The organism is Candidatus Merdisoma sp. JLR.KK006 (genome assembly GCF_036941035.1).
GTDB lineage: Bacteria > Bacillota > Clostridia > Lachnospirales > Lachnospiraceae > Laedolimicola.
The window spans coordinates 32,117-54,928 of record NZ_JAYMNS010000015.1 but is presented as its reverse complement, the minus strand read 5'-3'; the positions used below and the strand labels follow the sequence as shown (position 1 = coordinate 54,928).

Genomic DNA, 22,812 nt, shown 5'->3' with positions numbered 1-22,812 from the left:
GAAGAGGAAATTCAGTTTGTAGTTGATTCACAGACTGGATTTCTTCGTATTTAGAGCAATTAAATATATTTGAAATATGAAAATACAAAACATTTATTCGACTTATGCCCTTATTTGTGCTATAATGGCTCATTATAGATAGCAGAAAGTGACATTTTCTATGGGAGATGTATTAGAAAATAAGCCTAAAAAATATATGAGCGTGGGCCTTTTGGCCCATGTGGATGCCGGAAAGACAACCCTTGCGGAGGCTATGCTCTACCAGTGCGGCAGCATCCGGAGCCTGGGGAGAGTGGACCATGGAACGGCCGTTTTGGATACTCATGAGCTGGAACGGCAGAGAGGAATCACGATCTTTTCCAAGCAGGCCAGGCTTACATTGGGGGAGCAGGAGGTAACTCTTCTCGACACGCCGGGACATGTGGACTTTTCCGCAGAGATGGAACGGACCTTGCAGATCCTTGACTGTGCGGTGCTGATTATCAGCGGAGCCGACGGGGTACAGGGACATGTGCGGACCTTGTGGCGGCTTCTTAAGCGTTACCAGGTGCCGACATTTCTTTTTGTCAATAAAATGGATCAGCCGGGGACGGATCGTGAGAAGCTTTTGCAGGAATTAAAGGAAAAGCTGGATGAGCGGTGTGTGGATTTTTCTTCGGACAGGCAGGAGGATGATCTATGGGAGGATCTGGCCGTGTGTAAGGAAAGTCTTTTGGATGCTTACCTGGAACAGGGCAGTCTGCAGGATGAGCAGATCGGGGAGCAGATTCAAAAGAGAGCCGTATTTCCCTGTTACTTTGGATCGGCCCTTCGCCTGGAGGGTGTGGAGGAACTGCTTGCAGGACTGGCACGTTTTGGCCCGGCACCCTTATACCTTTCAGAATTCGGGGCCAGGGTGTATAAGATTAGCCGGGATGCACAGGGAAACCGGCTGACCCATCTCAAAATTACAGGAGGGAGCCTGAAGGTGAAGGCTTTGCTTAAGGGGAGAGGGGAGGAAGGGGATTGGGAGGAAAAGGCAGATCAGATTCGCCTTTATTCCGGCGAGAGCTTTCGAACTGTCCCGGAAGCCCCGGCCGGAATGATTTGTGCACTGACAGGCCTCACACAGACAAGGGCCGGCGACGGCCTGGGCTTTGAGAAGCGGGCATCCGATCCGCTTCTGGAGCCGGTTTTGACCTATCAGCTGCTCCTTCCTCCTGATTGTGATGTTCACGGAATGCTTGCAAAGCTTCGCAGGCTGGAGGAGGAGCTTCCGGAGCTGCATGTGGTCTGGAAGGATGCCCTTGGAGAGATCCATGTACAGGTTATGGGAGCAGTTCAGCTTGAGATTTTAAAAAGCCTGATTTTGGAGCGTTTTGGGGAGAATGTGGAATTTGGCCCAGGCAGCATCATATATAAGGAAACGATTGCCTCTACCGCAGAGGGTGTCGGGCATTTTGAGCCCTTGCGCCATTATGCGGAGGTGCATCTTCTTCTGGAGCCTGGAGAGCCTGGAAGCGGTGTGGTTCTTGACACCAATTGCAGCGAGGATGTGTTGGATCGGAACTGGCAGCGGCTTATTCTCACCCATCTGGCAGAGCGGAAGCATCCGGGGGTTCTTATGGGAGCGGAGCTTACGGATGTGAAAATCACACTGGCAGCAGGAAAAGCCCACTTAAAGCATACGGAGGGCGGGGATTTCCGACAGGCGACCTACCGGGCGGTCCGCCAGGGGCTTTGCCAGGCGAAGTGTGTGCTTCTTGAGCCTTTTTATGAATTCCGTCTGGAGGTTCCCCTTGACAAAGTGGGAAGAGCCATGGCGGATATTCAGAAAATGTCAGGAACTTTTTCAGAACCGCAGCAGGGAGGGGATACACCCTACGGGCATACCTTTATGTCCGGAAAAGACGGACAAATTGGGGATACTGCTGTTCTGACGGGCACGGCTCCGGTATCGGCTATGGGAGATTACCAGGGGGAGGTTTATGCTTACACCAGAGGGACAGGCCGTCTGTTCTGTGCGCCGGGCGGCTATGGCCCCTGCCACAATGCCTCGGAGGTAATTGCGGCCGCAGGCTACGATCCGGAGCAGGATGCGGAAAATCCCACCGGCTCGGTTTTCTGCGCCCATGGGGCAGGCTTTTATGTTCCCTGGAACCGGGTACAGGACTATATGCATCTGGAGAGTGTGCGAAAGACGGCGAACCGTCCTATCACTGGCCAGGCATTTGCCAGGCAGAGCGCAGCGGCCAGGGACTTTGCGGACCCGAAGGAACTTGAGGAGATCTTTGTGCGCACCTACGGTCCTATCCGCAGGGACCGCCAGGGAGTGGGGCGGGTGGAAAAAAGCTTTCACAGAGAGCCGGAACAGCAGCCGGTGAGAAAATCCGCACCCAGGAAGCCGGAGAGGGAATATCTTCTGGTAGATGGGTACAATATTATATTTTCCTGGGAGGATCTGAAGGAGCTGGCCAAGGTGAATTTGGAAGCGGCCAGAGGGAAGCTTAAGGATATCCTCTGCAATCTCCAGGGGTATCGGAAAAATACGGTGATTCTTGTATTTGACGCCTATCGTGTGGAGGGCAGCAAAGGAAGTATTTCCAAATATCACAATATCCATGTGGTTTACACAAAGGAAGCGGAGACGGCGGATCAGTATATTGAGAAGACGGCCCATGAGCTTGGACGGCAGTATGACGTGACAGTTGCCACCTCGGATGCTCTGGAGCAGGTGATTATTCTGGGCCAGGGGGCAAAGCGGATGTCTGCGCAGGGGCTTCTTGAGGAAGTTCAGAATGTAAATGCCGAGATTCGGGACAGCTTTCTTGCGCAATATTCCGGCAGTAAGCAGTATTTGCTTGAGAATCTTCCGGATGAGCTTGCGAAGTTTATGGAGGAGGTGCGCTTGGGAAAGCGCAGCTTTGAGGAAGAACCGTCCTGATTCTATTTATGGAAAATGTACGTTTTATAGAATCATTTAATAGGTTTTCCTATTTTCTTTATAGATTGTAAAAAAGGAATTCAGGAGTACAAAAGTCTGCGTTTATTGTAATAAAAGCAAGGAGAGTTTACATAATATGAACAAAAAAGAAATATCAGAGATTAAAAAACAGTTTACCCCGGAGCATTGCGCCCTCACACGCTTATGCGGCTGCTATGTGGATGGAGAGAAGAACAAGAAAACCGAGATGGAGGAAGCTTTTCTGTCATTGCCGGAAGAGGAAGCTTTTAAATATTTTGAGATATTTCGAAAGGCTCTGTCCGGGACAATAGGAAAGAATCTTTTGAATCTTGAGTTCCCTTTGGATACGGAGATGCCCGGAGGAACCCAGGAATTTTTGATGAAGCTGAAAAAAAGCCGTCTTCAGGAGGAGGCTTTGGTAGAGGCATTCTATGATCGGGTGATTGAGACCTTTCCTTATGGGGAAAATTATCTGATTCTGCTGGTTCACGGCGCTTACGATATTCCGGGGAAAGCTTCGGATAATGAGGAGCTTTTTGATGCTTCCGATGAGGTTTACGAGTATCTGCTCTGCACCATCTGCCCGGTGAAGCTGTCTAAGGCAGGCTTAAGCTATGATGCGGACGGCAACCGCTTTGGGGCTCGGACAAGGGACTGGCTGGTGGAGCTTCCTATGGCCGGATTTTTGTTCCCGGCATTTCAGGATCGGAGTACGGATCTGCACAGTATGCTCTATTATTCCAAGAATCCGGAGGAACTGAATGAGATCTTTGCGGAGAGTATGTTCGGCTGTCCCATGCCCATGTCCGCAGGGGGACAGAAGGAAACCTTTAATGCTATTATTGAGGAAACTTTGGGTGAGGATTGTGCTTATGAGGTGGTTCGGAATATCCATGAAAAGCTCCATGAGCTGGTGGAGGAACGCAAAGACGAGCCGGAGCCGGTGACTTTGGACAAGACGGAGGTAAAGCATATCTTAGCAGCCAGCGGTGTGCAGCCGGAAAAGCTGGAAGAGCTGGAGGAACACTATGAAGCATCAGCCGGAGAGAAGACGGAATTTCTGGCATCCAATGTGATGAGCACCCGGAAGTTTGAGATCAAGACGCCGGATATTGTGATTCAGGTGAATCCGGAACGGGCGGATCTAGTGGAAACCCGTATGATTGACGGGCGGCAGTGCCTGGTGATTGGGGTGGATGACCATGTGGAGGTTAACGGGATCTTTGTGAAAACAATTGAAACGGAGAAGAGAGGATATTATGCAGGAACAGCTGACGAAGAGTGATGTGGCAAAGATAGAGGCGGAGATTGAGCACCGGAAGCTGGTAGTTCGAAAGGAAGCTATTGAGGCGGTGAAAGAGGCCAGGGCCCATGGAGATTTGAGTGAGAATTTTGAGTATTATGCGGCTAAGCGTGATAAGAACAAGAATGAAAGCCGGATTCGCTATCTGGAGCGGATGCTGCGGACGGCCCGGATTGTATCGGATGAATCCGGAGCAGATGAGGTGGGTCTTAATAATCTGGTGGAATTGTATTTTGAAGAGGATGATGAGACAGAGCAGGTGAAGCTTGTTACCTCTATTCGGGGCAATTCTCTGGATGGACGCATCAGTATTGAATCTCCGCTTGGCAAGGCGATTCTGGGCCGGAAAGTGGGCGAACGGGTGCATGTTCAGGTGAATGAGGGATATGGCTATGAGGTAGTGATTAAGGCTATTGATAAGTCGGGGGATGATGCGGATGATATTCGTGGGTTTTAAAATAGTTTAAGAGCACTGTTAAAGATGTGGTACTTAAAACAGTAAAATTCCCACAGAGCCAGAGCGATTTGCAGACACATGCCCTTGTGGCTGGAAATTGTTCTAGACAGGGGGAGCTGGAGAGAATATTATGGAAGTAGTCTAGCTAAGAAATGTCAAGTGTTTTAAGAAATATTTTATGCTGGACGGTAAAGTCGCAAAGGCACACGAGAGGAACTTTCATGAGTGCCCTTTCGAATGAAAGTTCCTCTCATTACAGGTGTGCCGAAGTGACTTTACCCTTTAGTACCGTTGCGTAGCAACTTAAGATAGGAGGAATTACAGAATGAAAGTATTAATGATTAACGGAAGTCCCCATGCAAAAGGCAATACCTACATTGCTCTTCACGAGATGGAGCAGATTTTTGCAGCCGAAGGCATAGAGACAGAATTGCTCCATATTGGCAATAAGGATATCCGGGGATGTATTGCCTGTGGGTCCTGTGCAAAAAACGGAAAATGTGTCTTTGAGGATCTGGTAAATGAGACAGCGCCCAAGTTTGAAGCCTGTGACGGTCTGGTGGTGGCAAGTCCGGTATACTATGCATCGGCCAATGCTACTCTTATTGCATTTTTGGATCGGCTGTTCTACAGTACGGGCTTTGACAAGACTATGAAGGTTGGGGCAAGTGTAGTTGCAGCAAGACGAGGCGGTCTTTCCGCAACCTTTGATGAGCTGAATAAATATTTTACTATCACAGGAATGCCGGTTGCTTCCAGCCAGTATTGGAACAGTATTCATGGAAGGGCCCAGGGCGAGGCGGCGCAGGATGCGGAGGGCCTGCAGACTATGCGTACTCTTGCAAGGAATATGACCTTTTTGATGAAGAGTATTGCTCTTGGGAAAGAGCAGTATGGGCTGCCGGAGAAGGAAGCGCCGGAGAGGACGCACTTTATCCGGTAATAGGGGCAAAATAAGCCATCAGTCGAAAACTCTTCGGGGGCAGATTTGTGATTATGTTCTCATATCCATCTTCCGATATCTTGAATCTAAGGATGCACAGGGCAATTATATATTCCGGTTGCTTTTCCGGAACGATATCGTCAAAAGAAACATCCTGGTAGATAAACTTATATTGATCCGCCAATTCAGGGTGGAGCCTCTTTTTTCTTTGAATTGGATCGGGTAAGGATACGATTGACTTGGATGTCAAAGCAATCTTGGTTCGGGAGATCCATGTCAAGCAGGTGCTGCATTTTGATGTCAGTAGCCCGGATTATGAAATAGAAATGATGTTCTATGGCATGGGCAAAGACATTCAGGGAATGAAATCCCCAATCAGCAATGAACATAGGAATTATACCAGGAGCTGACGAATGTCTGTCAATTAAGGTGCAAAGAGCTCAGAATTATTCAATTGGTATATCTTTTTGAGAGGATGTCAAAAAGCGGGCTCAGATGAAGCTGATTATAACCGTTGGTAGTCTTGCCGTCCGAGGCGAAATAAGAATCGACATTAAAAAAATTGGGGGTAGCCCCTTGTTCCAGATTTAACCTATGGCTTAACTAACTGACATTGGGAGTGAGCAGTAACTTTGCAGATTCTCTTTGTTTAAATCAAAAAGAGAGTATATTCTCTATAGCCTACTACGCAACAAACAACGAGTAAAGCGCATCTGGGGCTGATACCTTGCAGCTCTGTTGCGAGGAGTTTCATTATTGAAAATGTCTGACGACTTACTTGTTGAAAGTTCCTTTTTGTGGGAGATGCTGGGGAATTAATTAACAGGTTCCCAATCTCCAACCCATATATTTCGGGTAGCGTTGTAGAGTCTGCGGTGCAATAGCCCGTTTATTATCTTGAATCTCCATTCCAGATTATCGGCTCGAGGGGAGATTTGGTTCGTTATTTCCGTAGCATATAGTTCAGGGGTTTTGGCAACACAAGGAAATGTAGCCGAGGACAGAATACAGGAAAAAAGGCCTGTTAAAATTATTTTTTTTATTGGTTTCATATATTTGAATCCTCCTTAATCAATATCTGCTCATCTAGTATCTGATTTGCGGTGAAACAGTATTCATCATTATAGATGCTGTAGTAATCATAGGCACCATCTTCGTTGGGGCGGCAGTAAAGCTCGGAAGCTCCTATTGTGTCAGGGTCATCAGAGGGGCTATATGTTGGTTCTAAAATAATGGTATAGGATAAAATAAACAGTAAAACCGTTCCTATCAATAACATATGATTGAGACGGGCAGTTCCGGATGACTGCCTAGTGTCTAAGGTTCTCTTGATTCGTGAATCTAAGTCAGAGGAAGCAAAGGAAATGCCTGGGGTATGAACTGCAGGCTGCTTCGCCTGTAGGCGCAACATTTTCAGCAGGCAGTGTGAGTAGTCAATTTTTTGCAGGCCGTCTAGTGATGTGCACACCTCTTCGTCCGCATCGAATTCGTATAGCCTTGGAAGATGCCGATTCAGAATTAGTAGCAGCGGATTCCAAAAATAAAGAGCGGCTAATATTTCCATTAAAAACTGAAACAGCAGATGCCCTTTGTAGTAGTGGCTAAGCTCATGTATAAAAATATATTCCCATTCCTTTTCGCTTAGACGGATATCCGGTATAACAATAACAGGGGACAGGATTCCTGTTATAAATGGACTGGAAATATGAGAAGCCGTGAAAAGCCGGACTGGTGCAAAATGGCGAAACCTGACATTGCATTTTTCCAAAGCCTGAACAGCGCATGGATCAGATGTTCTTGGAAGCAGGTTGATTGAGTCCATGCTTTTTTTATATTTGTAAAGAGTATGTGCTAGCTTGCATAAAGTACCGGTACTCCATAATGAGAATAGAACATGTTCATATGTCATATCTATATTGAAAAAATGAATATAATTATTGTTCAGAACGGAATATAATCCATACCATAGATTCTTAATATATATGGAATGGGTAAAGAAAAATTCAAGAGGCATAAACAAGCGTACCACAGCCATTACACATAAAAAGGATACTGCATATAGCTTTATGCGTCTATTAGCAATACCAATATAGCTCAAAGGAACAGCAATACATATAAAAATACTGCTGGCAATAGTGGCATTGATTACCGTGGATAAGGAAAAGTTCATGGGTTGTTGTCTCCTTTCTTCATAAGCTCCTGCTTCTTTTTTTCTAAAAGTAATTCAAGCTCATCAATTTCCTGCAGCGCTTTTGCCCTGTCATGCTCCTGTCCTAAAAAAGCCGCCATAAAATGAGAACAGGTAAAATTGCCATTATAGAGCTGATTCATACTGTCCATGTATTTTTGCGTCTCAAACTCTTCCTGTGACATGGATGGCAGATAGGCTCGGGACAAGACGGTTCCGCTGTAAACAATTTGATCGATTCGGATGAACTCTCGCTTAAGCAATTTTTTGAGAGTGGCCTGTACTGTATTTATAGAAAGGGCATCTCCCCGTTCAACAATATTGGAAGCGGTCAGAGGGGTTTCAGAAGCCCATAAAATCTTCAGGATCTCGTATTCCTTATTGGTAAGCTTGTGTTTATTTCCTGTTTTTTTCATAATTTTCACATCACCTCGTTATTAAAATAAAGATAATATTTTTTTTTAACAATGTCAATAAAAATATTGCTTTTTCATAAAAATGTGTTATGATAATAATGTAAAAAAAATATATAATCAATAAAATTCTTACATTCAACAGGTGGCGGCAGAATTATTGAGAAGTAAAGCGGTTACGGGTATGACAGCACTGGAGATTGCACAGGAAATACATGCACATGCAGTTGTGTGTTATAAATTTGAAGCTGTTAAGAATATTCCAGGCGTGAAGGGTATTTATGAAAGTGCTGCCAATGGCATTCACATTGAGGATGGAGGTGATACAGCTGTAAGGAAACGTGCCTATTCTACAATTTGGTATTTGTTCTAAAAAAATTATCATGGTGCTGCTTTTATATTAATTCCTGCGGGTGACGAGCCAAGCGGATATGTAAATATTTCCATTTGGCGACTGCCGCAAGGGTCAAATACCCTGTGGCTTGCTACACTACAAGCTTGATACCTTGTCAGCTTGCTGTGGGGTATTTGATTACAATCAGTGCCAGGAGATTTGGGAGGATGAAAATGAAAAAGGGCATTAAATTATTGCTTATGGTTTTGGCAGTTCTTATGGTAATCTCATTGGTTGATATATCCTATAGCGCTTACCGGAATGATGCAGAATATCTGACCAAAGCGTTCTATGGTCCATTTGCCTACCGGGACGAGATTTATGTGCTTTCCGATTTATCCACATTTCCGACTGAAAACGACACAGATGTATTAGACTACATTCATGAAGATATTTCCGATTTTTTTACTGTAAAAAGGCTGTTTTACAAGAACATGGAAGGATTGCCGGAGTTGATTGGAGATGAGACGGATTCGGAGCGTAACTATTTAAAAGTGCGAATGGAGACGGATAACTATGCTGCAAAAGCATCTGAGTTGGAGAAAAGCGGAGCAATTGATCAGGTGGTGGAGCAATTCGATGAATTTATCATCTGGGAATGTAAGGAAAAGCATTATGGTCTTGAAGAATTAGAGCAAAGGGGAGTGGATGATGGGTATGAGCTTCAGCGTGCTTCCCTGGATCAGCAATATGTAAAGAATATTTTGGAAGCCTATGAAAACACGGAGCTTCGTCAGGAGGATTTTCGGAGAGACAACACAGTTTATCTTTTACTGGCAGGGACTGCCGATATGTCTGATTTTCTGCGTGAGCACTATCAAGGCGTATATAGGGTTCCCGGAACCTCAGAAGGATATATAAAGCGGAACCCGCATTTTTATGTGGGAGTGCTATTTTTAGAGGATGGGAAATTATATTTTTGTAACTATGAGAATGAAGTTGAGGGGCAGCTTAAAGATGTTGTATTAGAGCGAATTAAAATAATTTCGGAAGCGTAATTAGAATACTGCAATTTAAATCGTAAATTCTCTCTCTGCGCAATACTCAAGCACCGCCTCCAACTGGGGCGAAACCCACTTATCACGATGATAAAGAAGCTGTTTCCAAATCTCCACTTCAAAATCCGTCACATCCAGCCGTACAAGTAAACCGGCTTCCACATCCTGCTGCGTCACATAATCCGGCAGGAAAGAGATACCGGCCCCCTCACCAATAAGCGAGCAGATAAGACGGGCGCTGCCCATCTCAAGGATTGGCTTTACCTCCAGAGAGCGTTCCGCCAGTCCCTCATCCAGAAGCCGCCGGTAGCTCATGCCTTTCTCCGTCAGAAGAAAAGGCCAGGAAAGAAGTTCAGTCACAGATAAAGCGCCCTTGCGTGTCAGAGGACATCCGGCAGAGGCAACAAAGTGCATCTTTACAGTCTCCTCACGGAAAATCACATATTCAGTGTCATAAATATGGCTGTCTAAAGTTAATATGGCATCCGCTTCATTGTGGTTCATCAGCCGGAACATTTCTTCTGTTCCGGCGGCAGTGATCTTAAGGGTAATCCCCGGATGCTGCCTGCAGAAATCAGGAAAGTTCCGATCAAATAAAGAATCACACAAAGAATCAGCCATAGCCAGTCGAATATGCCCTTTGAGATCCTGCTGATCCGCCATGTTTTCCGTAAGTTCCATAGTCATTCGCCGAATCCGGTGGGCATAATTAAGGACCTCCCGCCCTTTCTCCGTGAGAGCAACCGTATGATTAATCCGCTCAAAAAGCTGTGCATTCAATTCTGTTTCTAATTGGCGAATTTGAAAGGATACTGTTGACTGGGAGTAACCCAGCACAGTAGCGGCTTTCGTAAAACTGTTCAATTCTGCAACATGAATAAATGTAGTCAGATTCTTCAGATCCATTACCATACCCCATTCCAAAGAGTAATATCCTGCAGGCATACCGTAATGCACCTCATTAAATAAGGCATACCCAAGGGGAACACCGTAAGACATGCCCTTTTAGGGCAGGTGCACTTTGTCTAATGAGATATACTTTACGAGTACACCGTAAGTCATGCCTTTCCAGGGCAGACTGACTTCATCCAATAAGATAACCATTTCGCCAAGACTCAGAAAATTACCGGCGGAGGGGAGGAGGGCCGCCCCGAGCAGGGGTGGCGGTTCCTGCCCGCAGCCTGCACAATCTTTCCGAACCCAGCGAGAAAAAATATTATACCAAAGCGTCCTTCCCAAAACATATTCGCTGTCCTCATCACTCACAAAAATAAAATCTAAAATTTCGATATCAAAAATCGTATTTATCAATTTTACAGATGTTCCCTTTTACTATATACTGAATATAACAAAATTACAAGAGCAACTATTCAACAATCACCAGATACAAAAGGAAAAAGTCATGTCAATATTCAAAGCAATCTTTCAAGCAGTCTATTATTGCCTGTGGGGCGATCTTTTCACCATCCCCCTGCCCGGCGGAAGCACACTGGGAATCTCCCTGCTGGTGCTGATCCTCATACCCTCCGGCATTTACTTTACCATCCGAACCCGTTTCTTACCATTCCGCCTTTTCCCGGAAATGCTGAGGATCACAGCAGAAAAGCGGAACAAATCCAGGGAGGGAGCCATTTCAGGCGTCCAGGCCCTGATTGTATCCACGGCAACCCGTGTAGGCATGGGTAATCTGGTAGGCGTAGTGGCAGCCATCTCACTTGGCGGAGCAGGCGCCGTATTCTGGATGTGGGTAACGGCTCTTCTGGGAGCATCCACAGCCTTTATAGAAGCTACCCTGGCACAGATATATAAGGAAAAGGATCCTCTGTACGGCGGTTACCGTGGAGGTCCGGCCTATTACATACACCATCTTTTTGTAAAGCCGGGAAGCCCAAAGAAAAAATCCGTCATTGCCATACTTTTTGCCCTCTCCGGCCTTATCTGCTGGTGCGGAATCAGCCAGGTAATTGCAAATTCCGTATCCTCAGCCTTTTACAATGCTTTTCAGATACCGCCCCTCTATACGACGATCCTGCTGGTAGTCGTATCTGCGGTAATCGTGCTGCGCAAATATGCTACTGTCAAGGTGCTGGACGTGGTAGTGCCGGTTATGGCAGTTCTGTATTTTCTGTTTACCATATTTATTATGATCAAAAATGCCGGCCTGCTTCCCTCCGTATTCCGCCAAATCTTTGAGGAAGCCTTTGGAATACGTCAGGCAGCGGCAGGAGGCTTTGGTGCTGTTCTGATGAATGGTGCAAAAAGAGGTCTTTTTTCCAACGAGGCAGGTTCCGGCTCTGCGCCCTGTGCGGCAGCGGCGGCAGACATCAGCCATCCGGCAAAAGAGGGATTGCTGCAGGCATTGGGCGTATTTATTGATACTCTTGTGATCTGCACCTGCTCAGCCATGATTATGCTGCTGACTCCGGCAGGACTAACGGATGGACTGGCAGGAATGGATCTGCTGCAGAAAACTATGGGACACCATCTGGGAGAATTCGGCGTTATCTTTATTGCCGTGATTTTGTGGCTGTTCAGCTTTTCCACCTTTATCGGAATCCTGTTCTATGCAAGGCCCAATGTGGCATATCTTTTCGGGGATAACTGGCTGTCCCAGACCCTGTACAAGATTCTCGCCCTGATCATGCTGTTTGTGGGCGGGCTGGCAGCTTACACCTTTGTTTGGGATTTGGGTGATGTAGGAGTAGGGCTGATGACCGTATTCAATATGATAGCCCTGTTCCCAATGGCACGCTATGCACTGGATTCTTTGAAAGATTACGAGGAAAAACGAAAGTCAAATAGCTAACATAAGATAAACTAAAAATGAATAATCAGGAACCGACACAAAATAAGTTCTCGAAATTTTGTGCCGGTTCTTTTTAATGGATACGGAGAAGCTTTTGGATTTTTAACCCCATTCGGAAAAAAAGCTTATAATATTAAAGTCTGTTTTTATCCCCCCATTCGCACATACCGTCCAGAATGGGAATCAGGGATTTGCCCCGCTCCGTCAGGCTGTATTCCACCTTGGGCGGTATCTGTGGATATTCCTCACGGTGGACCAGCTGATCGGCTTCCAGCTCCTTGAGCGTAGAGCTTAATGTCTTATATGAAATCTCTTTTATATACTTTTTCATTTCATTAAACCGTACAACGCCGAATTCCATCAGGGTATATAGAATTGTCATTTTGTATTTCCCATTGATAAGGGACAGGGTATAGCTAAAACCGGTGTCATTTAAGCATTCTTTTGAGATACAGCGATCACTCATGTCTTACACTCTCCTTTGAGTAAGTATACAACTTATTTGTAAGTATTACACTTGAATGTGCGTACTTGTTTTTAATTCCATTCTAGCTATAATTATAATATCAGTATAAGAAAAAGTCAAAAATAAAGGAGGAGATTGTTATGAGCAAAAAGATCGTAGTAATTACAGGAAGTCCCCGGAAAAATGGAAATAGCTTTGCTATGACAGATGCGTTTATCAAAGCTGCCGAAGAGAAAGGGCATACCATCACCAGGTTTGATGCGGCTTTGAAAAAGGTAGGCGGATGCCGTGCGTGTGAGACCTGCTTTTCCACAGGGAAAGCCTGTACCTATGATGATGATTTTAACGCCATTGCACCGGCCATTCGGGAGGCGGATGCCATTGTATTTACCATGCCGGTTTACTGGTATTCTATTCCGGCACAGATCAAGGGCGTTATCGACCATATCTTTTCTCTGGTTGTGGGGGGCAAGGATATTGCAGGTAAGGAATGTGCACTTATTACCTGCTGTGAAGAGGAAGACATGTCTGTTATGGACGGAGTCCGCATTCCCATGGAACGGATGTGCGCTCTCAATAAATGGAAGATGGTCGGAGAGGTTCTGATTCCCGGAGTACTGAATGCCGGAGATATCGGGAAGACGGATGGATGTAAAAAAGCGGCGGCTTTGGCTGATGCGATCTAAGGAGGGGGAGCATGAGTAAGAAAATCATTATTTTAAATGGAAGTCCACGAAAGGCAGGGAATACAGCGGCATTAACCTCAGAGTTTGCAAAAGGAGCCAGAGAAGCGGGAAATACTGTCACAGAATTTTTTCTTGGCAGCATGAATATTCATGGCTGCAAAGGATGTTTTGGGGGCGGAAAAAATCCGGACAGTCCATGTGTGCAAAAGGATGATATGGATAAAATCTATCCGGTGTACAAAGAAGCTGATATTGTTGTTCTTGCGTCTCCGCTTTACTACTGGACCATCAGCGGCCAGCTCAAAACTGCCTTTGACCGTCTGTTTGCCGTAGCGGAGTGTGATCCAAACTACCGCAATCCCAAGAAAGAAAGTGTTTTGATTATGGCGGCGGAGGGACATGGCTTTGAGGAAAGCGAGCACTGGTATGATCGTCTGGAAAAGCATTTGGGGTGGAAGAGTCTTGGAAAGATCCTTTGCGGAGGGGTTATGGCTGTTGGGGATATTAAGGATAAACAGGAATTAAAGGATGCTTATGAGTTGGGGAAAGCTATTGGCTGATTCAATTTTTATCTGTTCTTCGGAGTAACCCCTTTTCGAAGTTTTTCTATCTTGCCTTTCAAATATAATGTTCAAAAGTTAAAATGTACTGTATAATATATTATTAGCTGCACAACAAATCGAACGGTTTACAGGAGAAAAAGAACGGGCAGGGCAGATATGTTAAGAGGTAATTTACGTGATTTACTAGATATACTTCCGGAAGAACATTATATAACGATAGAAATGGTTTCAAAACAGATGAAATTGAGTAAAAGGACGATCAGCACAAGGATTGGTGAACTCAATGCATTGTTAAGAAATAATGGGGCGTTTATTGAATCTAAGCCTCGGTATGGCATACGGCTGTGTATTGTAGATATTGATAGATTTACGGCCTTTCAGCAGAATAAGAAAAGGAATGCAGATTTTATACCGGATAATACGAATGAGAGAGTTGAATTTCTTGTTGTATATTTATTAAATCAGGAGAATTACGTTAAGAGCGATGATTTATGTGATTTGCTGTGTGTTTCAAGGGGGACATTATCAGCGGCAATAAAGCGTGTGGAAATATGGTTCTCAAATTATAATGTATCACTTGAAAGAAGACCAAATTACGGAATTCGTATTGTTGGGGAAGAACAGGACTTCCGAAATTGCCTTGTCAAAGTAATGCTTAAAACGGATCTGTTTAGGAGTATGACAGATATAACCTGGATGGGTGAAGTGCGGGAACTGACAGCAGAGGTTCTTCAGTATTTACCTGAACACATGATCAATTTATCGGAAACAGCTATAGAAAACTTTGTCATGTACTTATATGTTTCGCTCAAAAGAATGAAGAGGGGGAAAACGGTAAATGTAATAATCCAGGATATGCCTCAAATTTATAACCATGAATGGAGATATATTGACAAGCTGATTAGCATATTTGAAGAGAAAACAGAGGTGACTTATACTGAATCGGAAAGGCAGTATCTGGCACTGCAGTTAGCCGGCACACGAATGATCGGAAATGCGGAACAGGATGAAGTGAATGTTGTCATAAAGAGTGATATAGAGCAAAGCGTTATTCAAATGTTAGAACTGATAAATATACATTTCGGTTATGATTTCAGAAATTCTCTGGATATCCGAATGCAGCTATGCCAACATATGGTTTCGTTTGATATCAGGATGCGCTTTGGAATTCCTTTAAAAAATCCGTCACTGCAGGAAGTGAAAAAGCAATGCATGCTGGGGTATCAGATGGCATCAGTAGCAGCTACCAGCTTGGCAGTTAAATATGGTAAAGAAATACCAGAGGATGAAATTGGATTCTTTGCAATTATTTTTGCTTATGCGGCACATAAGTACAAATCAAAAATTGAAAAAAAGAATATATTAGTTGTCTGTGGCTCCGGCAAAAGCAGCTCACGGCTGCTGAAGTTCCAATACCAACAGACTTTTGGTGATTATTTAGAGAATATTTATGTATGTGATATGCTGGAACTAAATACATTTGATTTTAATAAAGTTGATTATGTATTTACCACAGTGCCAATTGAAGGATATATCCCAGTACCTGTGATGCAGGTCAATATGTTTCTGATAGACAATGACAAAAAGCGTGTTGCACATGTACTTGAAATTGGAAAAAATGATTTTTTGAGAAAATATTTTCAAAGAGATCTTTTTTGTACGGAGATAAAAGGTACGGACAGGGAGATGATTATCCAGGAACTATGTGAAAAGGTAATGCAGCAATATAATCTTCCGGAAAATTTTACAGATTTGGTTTTACAAAGAGAAAAATTAGGTGCGACCGATTATGGGAATTTCGTTGCAATTCCTCATCCTTTAAAAGCAGTAACGAAAACCAGTTTTGTTTATACAGCCATATTGGATAAACCGATATATTGGTGGCAGCATGATGTGCAGGTCATTTTTTTGATTGTTGTAGGAGAAGAGGAAGATCCGGATATTCAGAAATTTTATGAAATGACAACCAGGTTTATCTCAGATAATGAAACGGTCAAAAAGCTGATTCAATATAAGGATTATGATAGGATGATGGGTTTATTTGATGAATTGTGTACATCCTGACAGTGAGACATAATGCAGTCAGTTTCAAAAAATAAGATAATTGTAACAGTAGAAAAAGCAACCACGTTCAATTTTTGCATGATTGAATGTGGTTGTTTTGATCATGGAGTTTTAACATTGTGCTAGTAAAATTAGGGCATAAAATAAATCACAGCTAACGAGGAAGGAGGAAAGTATATGGATGTGGAAACAATTGTTATGGAACTGGTGGTAAATGGAGGAAATGCCAGAAGCTTGGCCCTTGAAGCAATTGATGCAGCGAAAGATAAGGATTTTGCTGCGGCGGAAAAAAAGATGAAAGAATGCGAAGAAGTGTTGAATGAGGCACATCACTTCCAGACAAAGCTTATCAGTGAAGAAGCAGGCGGCAATAAAACCGAGTGGAGCCTTTTGATGGTACACGGTCAGGATCATCTGATGAATGCTATGACAGTCAGAGATCTTGCCTTGCATATGATTGAGATGTATAAGATTATGTATTCTTAAAAAATGAAAAGGAGATTGAAAAAATGTTATATATTACATTAGTCTGCGCAGCGGGAATGTCTACCAGTCTGCTGGTAAATAAAATGAAAGAGGCTGCTAAAAAGGAGAATATTGAGGCGGAGATAATTGCAATGTCAGAAGCAGCGTTTGCAAAGTATGATAAGCCGACAGATGTACTTTTACTGGGGCCGCAGGTAAGATATCTGCTTAGTAAAATGAAAAAGACGTATGAACCCAGAGGTATGAAAGTGGATGTTGTAGATATGAGAGCCTATGGATTGATGGATGGGAAAAAGGTGCTGGATACCGCATTAAACATGGCAAAGTCATAAAAGAAAGTCAACAACACGTTTGGAGGTAAAGTAAATGGAGAAATCGAAAAGTAGTTTTATGGATAAAATGACAGCGGTAATTGAGGAGAAAATTGCTCCTGTCCTTATGAGAATATTTAACAGACCTACCTTAAACATCATTAAGAACAGTATGGTGAATGTAATGCCTTTGATTCTGTTTGGCAGTATTATGCTTCTTATTTCCCTTTTGGGAACGACTTCTATGGGAACGGAAAAACCAATATTGCCTTTTTTGGCACCGTTTTCCGATCAAATTGGTCTGATGAATAATTTGACGATGGGCTTTATGACATTATTTTTCTCAGTTTCCGTAGGCTTGAATTATGCTGAAGAGTATGAATTGGATAAAGTAAGCTGCGGATTACTCAGCTTAATGTCCTTTCTGCTGATTAATCAAAATACAACCGCAGATAACATGCTGGATGTAAGTTCCTTTGGAGCAAAGGCACTTTTCCCGACAATGATTACATCAATATTAGCGCTTAAAATTTATAAGACCTGTATTCAGAAGAAAATTGAAATACGCATGCCGGACGGAGTACCGCCTGCTGTTGGAAAAGCGTTTTCATCTTTAATACCATATACAATTGTAGGCGTTTTTTATTGGCTGATCAGAACAATTTTCAATATAAACCTTGTGGCAATTATTTCTGGATTACTGGAGCCGGTTTTCAAGGGAGCTGACAATATTTTTGTCTTTTCATTTTTCTGTATCATCAACAAATTGCTTTGGGGGCTGGGGATACATGCAGACACTCTGTTTCAGGGAATTCTCGATCCGATGAAAATGATGTGGATAGCTGCAAATTCAGAGGCTGCTCAGGCAGGGATGGAGCTGCCATATATATGGACCACTGCGGTAGAGAGGACATGTCTGTGGACAGGACCGGTTTTGGGATTACTGATATTGCTTCTCTTTTCGAAAGTTAAGCATTTAAAAACATTTTCAATCGCTTCTTTACCGGCAGCGTTCTTTTCCATTGTGGAGCCGGTGGTATTCGGACTTCCTTTGGTTATGAATCCGATTCTGCTTCTGCCGTTTATCTTGAGCGGACTTGCAGGGGCAATCGTAACGTATGGAGCAGTTTTAATTGGATTTGTTAGTGCGCCCTTTGTAGAATTACCGTGGGCAACTCCGCCGCTTTTGATAGGCTCTATTGCATCAGGAGACTGGAAATATATTATTTTGACTCTTATCAATATTGCAATCGGTGTAGTTATCTATTACCCGTTTGTCAAAGTGTATGAGCAGCAGGAATTGCAGAGAATTGCCAGTGAGGAAAATGCAAATGCATAAGATATTATGTCCATCTATGATGTGTGCTGATTTTGGAAACCTTGATAACGAAATCAAAGAATTGGAACAGAGCGGGATTGATATTTTTCATTTAGATGTTATGGATGGGCAATTTGTTCCAAACTTTGGAATGGGGCTGCAGGATATTGAATATATCTGCAGCCATTCAACAAAACCCTGTGATGTACACCTTATGATTATGAATCCCGGTGATTATATTAAGAAGTTTGTGGATTTAGGTGCAAAGATTATTTATGTTCATCCGGAAGCGGATGTTCAGATATGTAGAACCCTGCAAATGATACGAGATCTTGGGGCAATTCCCGGAATTGCTCTTAATCCGGGGACTTCTTTTGAAGCAGTGAGGGATTTTCTGGTACTCTGTGATTATGTTTTGATAATGAGCGTAAATCCGGGGTTTGCAAGTCAGAAGTATTTGGAATTTATTACTCCCAAGATTCAAAGATTTATCAGTGAGGCTGATAAATATGGCGGGTATAAGGTTATTCTTGACGGTGCCTGCAGCCCGGAAAAAATCACATTATTGTCCCAAATTGGAGTTGCAGGATTTGTACTGGGTACAAGTGCATTGTTCGGAAAGCAGGAAAATTATGATACAATATGTGCATCTCTTAGATGCGGGTAATGAAAGGAATGAATTTTACAATGGCAAGAAGATTGATCAGCAGCAGTAGAAGTGAAATTATGAATATGAGTGCCGGGGAACTGAAAGCATCCGTATTGGCAAGTGAGGGCAGGACAGTTTTATGTCAGAATTATGTGGGGCTGTCATTGTGTGAAGGAACGACGAATCCGGAGATTGCTCAGGCGTTTGGAGCAGATATGATTTTTTTAAATGGATATTCCATGGACGAAAATGTTCAGCAGCCGGGATTGCTGGTAGAAGAATGGGACGAAGATAATAAAACCTATAAGGCCAGACAGTATCGGGTAAAGGATATGAAAAAGCTGATAAATGTTCCTTTAGGAATTTATTTGGAATGTGGACAGGGGGATGATGCTGCCACATCCACGTCACCGGAAAAATCTTTGGTTCGTTCAGATCGCATTGCCTCTTCTGAAAATATTGAAAAGGTAATAAAGGAAGAGTGTGATTTTATTGTTTTGGGTGGTAATCCGGGAACTCGTACCTCTTATGATGTAATTGTAAATGCGACAAAACGGGCAAAAGAACTGATTGGAGAAAGAATGCTCATATTTGCAGGAAAATGGGAGGATGGTGTAGACGAAAAGGTTATCGGAGATCCACAGGTCCCCATGTCCGTACATGAACAGTTTGTGAAAGATCTGATTGATGGGGGAGCGGATGTAATATGTCTGCCGATGCCCGGATGCCGGCCGGGAATTACGGTAGAAGATATACGATCATTGGTGACCCTGGTTCATACTTATCGACCTGGAACACTGGCATTAAATTTCCTTGACTGTTCTGTAGAGGGAGCAGATGACAACTCTATCAGACAGTGTGCGTTGTGGTCCAAAATGACAGGAGCCGATATCCATGCTATTGGCGATGCCGGATTATCAGGTATGAGTTCACCTGAGGGAATTTATACTATGTCACTGGCATTAAAGGGAAGAAGATTAACATTTAGAAGAGTGGCAGCAGGAAGACGATAAGGAGGAAGACCAGATGAAAATTGCAATCGGGAATGATCACGTTGCTGTTGAATACAAGCAGATGATTCGTGATTACATTCAAGATACATATGGATATGAAGTAATTAATGTGGGGACAGATTCACATGAAAGATTTGATTATCCAATATCCGGTGAAGCGGTTGCCAATATGGTCGCAAATGGGGAAGCAGATGCCGGAATTGTGATTTGTGGTACTGGTGTGGGGATATCCATAGCTGCAAATAAGGTGCAGGGAATAAGATGTGTCACCTGTTCAGAACCATATTCGGCATCTCTTTCCAGACAGCATAATAATACAAATATGTTGGCTTTTGGAGCACGTGTAATAGAATCGAACTGGCAAAGATGATTGTAGATGCCTGGCTTACAGGAAAGTATGAGGGCGGAAGACATCAGCGGCGAATTGATATGATAAAAGAAATCGAGGAGCGGCAGAAATAGCACCGGCTTTTGGGAGTGCTGTTTTCACCCGCACTGGCTATATAAGAAAAGCTGGAAGTTTTATAAAAAACTTCCGGCTTTGTTTTTTGGATTGCTGAAAGCACTGAAGTATTGCAATCTAACTTGCAGATTCGGCTTCATATTTTATTTATTTCCGAAGAAAAAATACATTAACCGCCAGGAGAATTGACGGAAGAGATATCCTCGATTAAAATGAAACCATCATAAAGAAAGTATTTGAAGTGAAAAAAATGCAGAAGACATTTCCTGAAAACTTTTTATGGGACGGTGCAATTGCCGCAAACCAGGAGGAAGAGGCTTACCTGGAGGATGGCAAAGGGCTGGATATTTCCTGTGGATTTGCTCATGGAATAAAGCATGACTATGATCCGGTCATTGACCCGGTGGGCCTTAGATATACATTAAATGAACTGTATGACAGATATCAAATTCCGCTGTTTGTAGTGGAAAACGGCCTTGGTCAGATTGACGAGATATCAGAAGACACGTTGAAGCGTTAAAAGAAGCAGTTTAAGGTAATTGCCTCTAATGGCGAGGAATTATAGTCGGGAGGAAACAGCCGTTATAAGAGACGATGCACGAATCAAAGGGATTTGACGAGTCGCTTGTGAATCACTAATCCGGATGCAACGAACAAAGGGTATTATTGGAAAGAGATTATTAGGAGATAAATGGATGGCATTTCTGTATTATACAGGAGTGCCATCCCGCTTTTGCATTATTTTGTGCTGCTAATTAATAGCGGCCTTACCGGCTAACTCCGTTAAAACATGATAAAAATCAGGATATTCCTTATGGAGCTTGATTATTTTTCCGTTTTTGTCAAGAAAACAATGCTCTGAGGTTCCTTCGCAAACACATTTTTCGGCTGTGTTTCTCATTATATAAGAAAGCTTTAAACGCACTCCTTTAAATTCTTCCACTGATACGGTAATAGACACTTCATCCGAAAATGTAGTACTTGCTTTATATTTGCAGTTGATTGCCGTAACGGGTGATACAATTCCCAGGCTTTCGAGTTTTTCATAGTTCCATCCTATCTGCTTCAAAAAATCAATTCTTGCCTCTTCCATCCACCTGACATAATTGGAGTGATGCGTGACTCCCATTCGGTCTGTCTCATAGTATTGAACAGTATGTGTATAACTTTTCATGATCAGTTCCTCCGTATGTTTCCATTTATTGCAGTAATTATAAGCCTCTTTAGAAAATTAATAAGAGTGGTGTCAAGCTTAAAATAGAAATCAATGGTCTGACACTTTTATCATTTACCATCCGGAAGGAACCAAATACGACCGATTTACCCGATCGGTAGATTCCCGAATTACCAGATGATTTTCCAGTTCCAGCCGTTTTACTGATCCGACCCGGCGGTTCTCCAACTGTTCCAACAGAGCTTGAATAGCCTCTGTCCCTAAAAGATTTTTGCGGATATGGATGGTTGATAAGGGCGGTTCCACAATGGCAGTGACAAAAACGTCATCACAGCCAATGACTTTCACATCCTTTGGAATTCGTTTGTTGGCAGCTTTCAAGGCCATGCAGGCGCCAATAGCCATCTGATCGTTGGCGGCAAAAACGCCGTCTATATCCGGATTCCAGTCTAAGAGCGTATTCATGGCATTGTAGCCGCTCATGTGACTGTAATCACCATATGCGATAAGATGTTCCCGGATAGGGATCTGGTTTTGAGTGAGAATATCCTTGTAGCCATTTAAACGATCCTGTACAATCTCCACGTCTATGGGACCTGTAATGTGTCCGATTACCCTGCAGCTCTTGTCCAATAGGTGCTGTACGGCTTTCTGGCCGGCGGCATGCATATCGGTATAAACGGAATCAATTCCGTATCGGGTTAAATCTCGCTCAATGCTTACAAGGCTGATGGAGCGATGGGAACTTTCAATTAACTGCCGCAGATTGGCAACGAAATTCGGAAGTTCCACAGGAGGGGTGGATGTGCTGAATATAATTCCGTCAATCTGGGAGTATACAAGGCTCTGAAAAATCTTCCATTCCTTTTCCGGATTGCTGTTAGTGTCATACAACACCAATTCATAATTATATTTCTCTGCAATCTGGCGAATGGGCTGGATGACATATGGATAAAAAAGGCCGCACAAATCATCAACAATCATGCCGATTCTTTTGGGCTGCTTGCTTTTCATAAGCTTGGCAATATAATTTGTCTGATAGTTTAATTCTTTAATTGCATCGTTTACTTTCTGCACAGTGGCAGGAGCCACATTCCCCTTATTGTTAATTACATTGGATACAGTTGAAATTGCGACGCCTGCACGTTTGGCAACATCCTTGATGGTGGACAC

Annotated in this window: 23 protein-coding genes and 2 pseudogenes; 18 read left to right on the top strand and 7 right to left on the bottom strand. The window is 43.4% G+C overall.

Annotation, left to right across the window (positions count from 1 at the left end; all coding sequences use genetic code 11):
* Positions 1–160: 160 nt before the first annotated feature.
* The 5 genes from VSQ61_RS12775 to VSQ61_RS12755 all read left to right on the top strand — a co-directional run bounded on the left by VSQ61_RS12775 (position 161) and on the right by VSQ61_RS12755 (position 6,057).
* Entirely contained in the window at positions 161–2,923 is a 2,763-nt protein-coding gene (locus tag VSQ61_RS12775; RefSeq protein WP_334344806.1) for an NYN domain-containing protein, read from the top strand.
* A gap of 136 nt (positions 2,924–3,059) precedes the next feature.
* Positions 3,060–4,229, top strand: a complete 1,170-nt coding sequence (locus VSQ61_RS12770) for a DUF4317 domain-containing protein (RefSeq protein ID WP_334344805.1) — start codon at positions 3,060–3,062, stop codon at positions 4,227–4,229.
* On the top strand, positions 4,204–4,704 hold the full coding sequence (locus VSQ61_RS12765; RefSeq protein WP_334344804.1) for a GreA/GreB family elongation factor: 501 nt from the start codon (positions 4,204–4,206) through the stop codon (positions 4,702–4,704). The genes VSQ61_RS12770 and VSQ61_RS12765 overlap by 26 nt, the downstream gene beginning before the upstream one ends.
* 325 nt (positions 4,705–5,029) lie before the next feature.
* Positions 5,030–5,647, top strand: coding sequence for a flavodoxin family protein (locus VSQ61_RS12760; RefSeq protein ID WP_334344803.1), 618 nt, complete (start codon positions 5,030–5,032; stop codon positions 5,645–5,647).
* 239 nt (positions 5,648–5,886) lie between these two features.
* Positions 5,887–6,057, top strand: a complete 171-nt coding sequence (locus VSQ61_RS12755) for a hypothetical protein (RefSeq protein ID WP_334344802.1) — start codon at positions 5,887–5,889, stop codon at positions 6,055–6,057.
* A gap of 638 nt (positions 6,058–6,695) precedes the next feature.
* On the opposite strand, the gene VSQ61_RS12750 is transcribed toward VSQ61_RS12755, so the two are convergent.
* Positions 6,696–7,817: a M56 family metallopeptidase gene (locus tag VSQ61_RS12750; RefSeq protein WP_334344801.1), complete on the bottom strand. Its 1,122-nt coding sequence runs from the start codon at positions 7,815–7,817 to the stop codon at positions 6,696–6,698.
* Positions 7,814–8,251 (bottom strand): BlaI/MecI/CopY family transcriptional regulator, encoded by a 438-nt coding sequence (locus VSQ61_RS12745; RefSeq protein WP_334344800.1) that lies wholly within the window; start codon positions 8,249–8,251, stop codon positions 7,814–7,816. The genes VSQ61_RS12750 and VSQ61_RS12745 overlap by 4 nt, the downstream gene beginning before the upstream one ends.
* Positions 8,252–8,408: 157 nt before the next feature.
* Here VSQ61_RS12745 and VSQ61_RS12740 point away from each other — a divergent pair, with 157 nt between their 5' ends.
* Together VSQ61_RS12740 and VSQ61_RS12735 are read left to right on the top strand one after the other, a co-directional pair.
* Positions 8,409–8,621: a hypothetical protein gene (locus tag VSQ61_RS12740; protein WP_334344799.1), complete on the top strand. Its 213-nt coding sequence runs from the start codon at positions 8,409–8,411 to the stop codon at positions 8,619–8,621.
* A 188-nt stretch (positions 8,622–8,809) separates the two neighbouring features.
* The gene (locus VSQ61_RS12735) at positions 8,810–9,640 is read left to right on the top strand and encodes a hypothetical protein (protein WP_334344798.1); all 831 of its coding nucleotides are present in this window, start codon (positions 8,810–8,812) and stop codon (positions 9,638–9,640) included.
* 15 nt (positions 9,641–9,655) lie between these two features.
* Here VSQ61_RS12735 and VSQ61_RS12730 read toward each other — a convergent pair whose 3' ends face one another.
* Positions 9,656–10,585, bottom strand: coding sequence for a LysR family transcriptional regulator (locus VSQ61_RS12730; RefSeq protein WP_334344797.1), 930 nt, complete (start codon positions 10,583–10,585; stop codon positions 9,656–9,658).
* Positions 10,586–10,645: 60 nt separating this feature from the next.
* Positions 10,646–10,951 (bottom strand): hypothetical protein, encoded by a 306-nt coding sequence (locus VSQ61_RS12725; RefSeq protein ID WP_334344796.1) that lies wholly within the window; start codon positions 10,949–10,951, stop codon positions 10,646–10,648.
* A gap of 91 nt (positions 10,952–11,042) precedes the next feature.
* On the opposite strand from VSQ61_RS12725, the gene VSQ61_RS12720 reads away from it, so the two are divergent.
* Complete coding sequence (locus VSQ61_RS12720; RefSeq protein ID WP_334344795.1) at positions 11,043–12,446, top strand: alanine/glycine:cation symporter family protein; 1,404 nt, start codon at positions 11,043–11,045, stop codon at positions 12,444–12,446.
* A 133-nt stretch (positions 12,447–12,579) separates the two neighbouring features.
* Here the strand turns inward: VSQ61_RS12720 and VSQ61_RS12715 are convergent, their stop codons facing one another.
* A complete protein-coding gene (locus VSQ61_RS12715; RefSeq protein WP_334344794.1) occupies positions 12,580–12,912 on the bottom strand; it encodes a winged helix-turn-helix transcriptional regulator in 333 nt (110 codons plus the stop codon).
* Between the two features lie 140 nt (positions 12,913–13,052).
* Here VSQ61_RS12715 and VSQ61_RS12710 point away from each other — a divergent pair, with 140 nt between their 5' ends.
* The 10 genes and pseudogenes from VSQ61_RS12710 to VSQ61_RS22955 all read left to right on the top strand — a co-directional run.
* A complete protein-coding gene (locus VSQ61_RS12710) occupies positions 13,053–13,598 on the top strand; it encodes a flavodoxin family protein (protein WP_334344793.1) in 546 nt (181 codons plus the stop codon).
* An 11-nt stretch (positions 13,599–13,609) separates the two neighbouring features.
* A complete protein-coding gene (locus VSQ61_RS12705; RefSeq protein ID WP_334344792.1) occupies positions 13,610–14,158 on the top strand; it encodes a flavodoxin family protein in 549 nt (182 codons plus the stop codon).
* Between the two features lie 159 nt (positions 14,159–14,317).
* Positions 14,318–16,225, top strand: a complete 1,908-nt coding sequence (locus VSQ61_RS12700; RefSeq protein WP_334344791.1) for a BglG family transcription antiterminator — start codon at positions 14,318–14,320, stop codon at positions 16,223–16,225.
* Positions 16,226–16,402: 177 nt separating this feature from the next.
* Positions 16,403–16,711 carry a PTS sugar transporter subunit IIA gene (locus VSQ61_RS12695; RefSeq protein WP_334344790.1) on the top strand — a complete coding sequence of 103 codons (309 nt, stop codon included), beginning with the start codon at positions 16,403–16,405 and terminating at the stop codon, positions 16,709–16,711.
* A gap of 23 nt (positions 16,712–16,734) precedes the next feature.
* A complete protein-coding gene (locus tag VSQ61_RS12690; protein WP_334344789.1) occupies positions 16,735–17,043 on the top strand; it encodes a PTS sugar transporter subunit IIB in 309 nt (102 codons plus the stop codon).
* 34 nt (positions 17,044–17,077) lie between these two features.
* Positions 17,078–18,361, top strand: coding sequence for a PTS sugar transporter subunit IIC (locus VSQ61_RS12685; RefSeq protein ID WP_334344788.1), 1,284 nt, complete (start codon positions 17,078–17,080; stop codon positions 18,359–18,361).
* The gene (locus VSQ61_RS12680) at positions 18,354–19,007 is read left to right on the top strand and encodes a ribulose-phosphate 3-epimerase (protein ID WP_334344787.1); all 654 of its coding nucleotides are present in this window, start codon (positions 18,354–18,356) and stop codon (positions 19,005–19,007) included. The genes VSQ61_RS12685 and VSQ61_RS12680 overlap by 8 nt, the downstream gene beginning before the upstream one ends.
* Before the next feature lie 20 nt (positions 19,008–19,027).
* On the top strand, positions 19,028–20,002 hold the full coding sequence (locus tag VSQ61_RS12675; protein WP_334344786.1) for a DUF7916 family protein: 975 nt from the start codon (positions 19,028–19,030) through the stop codon (positions 20,000–20,002).
* A 13-nt stretch (positions 20,003–20,015) separates the two neighbouring features.
* A pseudogene (rpiB, locus tag VSQ61_RS12670) lies at positions 20,016–20,464 on the top strand (ribose 5-phosphate isomerase B).
* Positions 20,465–20,715: 251 nt separating this feature from the next.
* Positions 20,716–20,970, top strand: a pseudogene (locus VSQ61_RS22955) (family 1 glycosylhydrolase); the annotation flags it as partial.
* A 246-nt stretch (positions 20,971–21,216) separates the two neighbouring features.
* Here VSQ61_RS22955 and VSQ61_RS12655 read toward each other — a convergent pair.
* Together VSQ61_RS12655 and VSQ61_RS12650 are read right to left on the bottom strand one after the other, a co-directional pair.
* Entirely contained in the window at positions 21,217–21,639 is a 423-nt protein-coding gene (locus tag VSQ61_RS12655; protein WP_334344785.1) for an acyl-CoA thioesterase, read from the bottom strand.
* Between the two features lie 114 nt (positions 21,640–21,753).
* Positions 21,754–22,812 (bottom strand): LacI family DNA-binding transcriptional regulator, encoded by a 1,059-nt coding sequence (locus tag VSQ61_RS12650; protein WP_334344784.1) that lies wholly within the window; start codon positions 22,810–22,812, stop codon positions 21,754–21,756.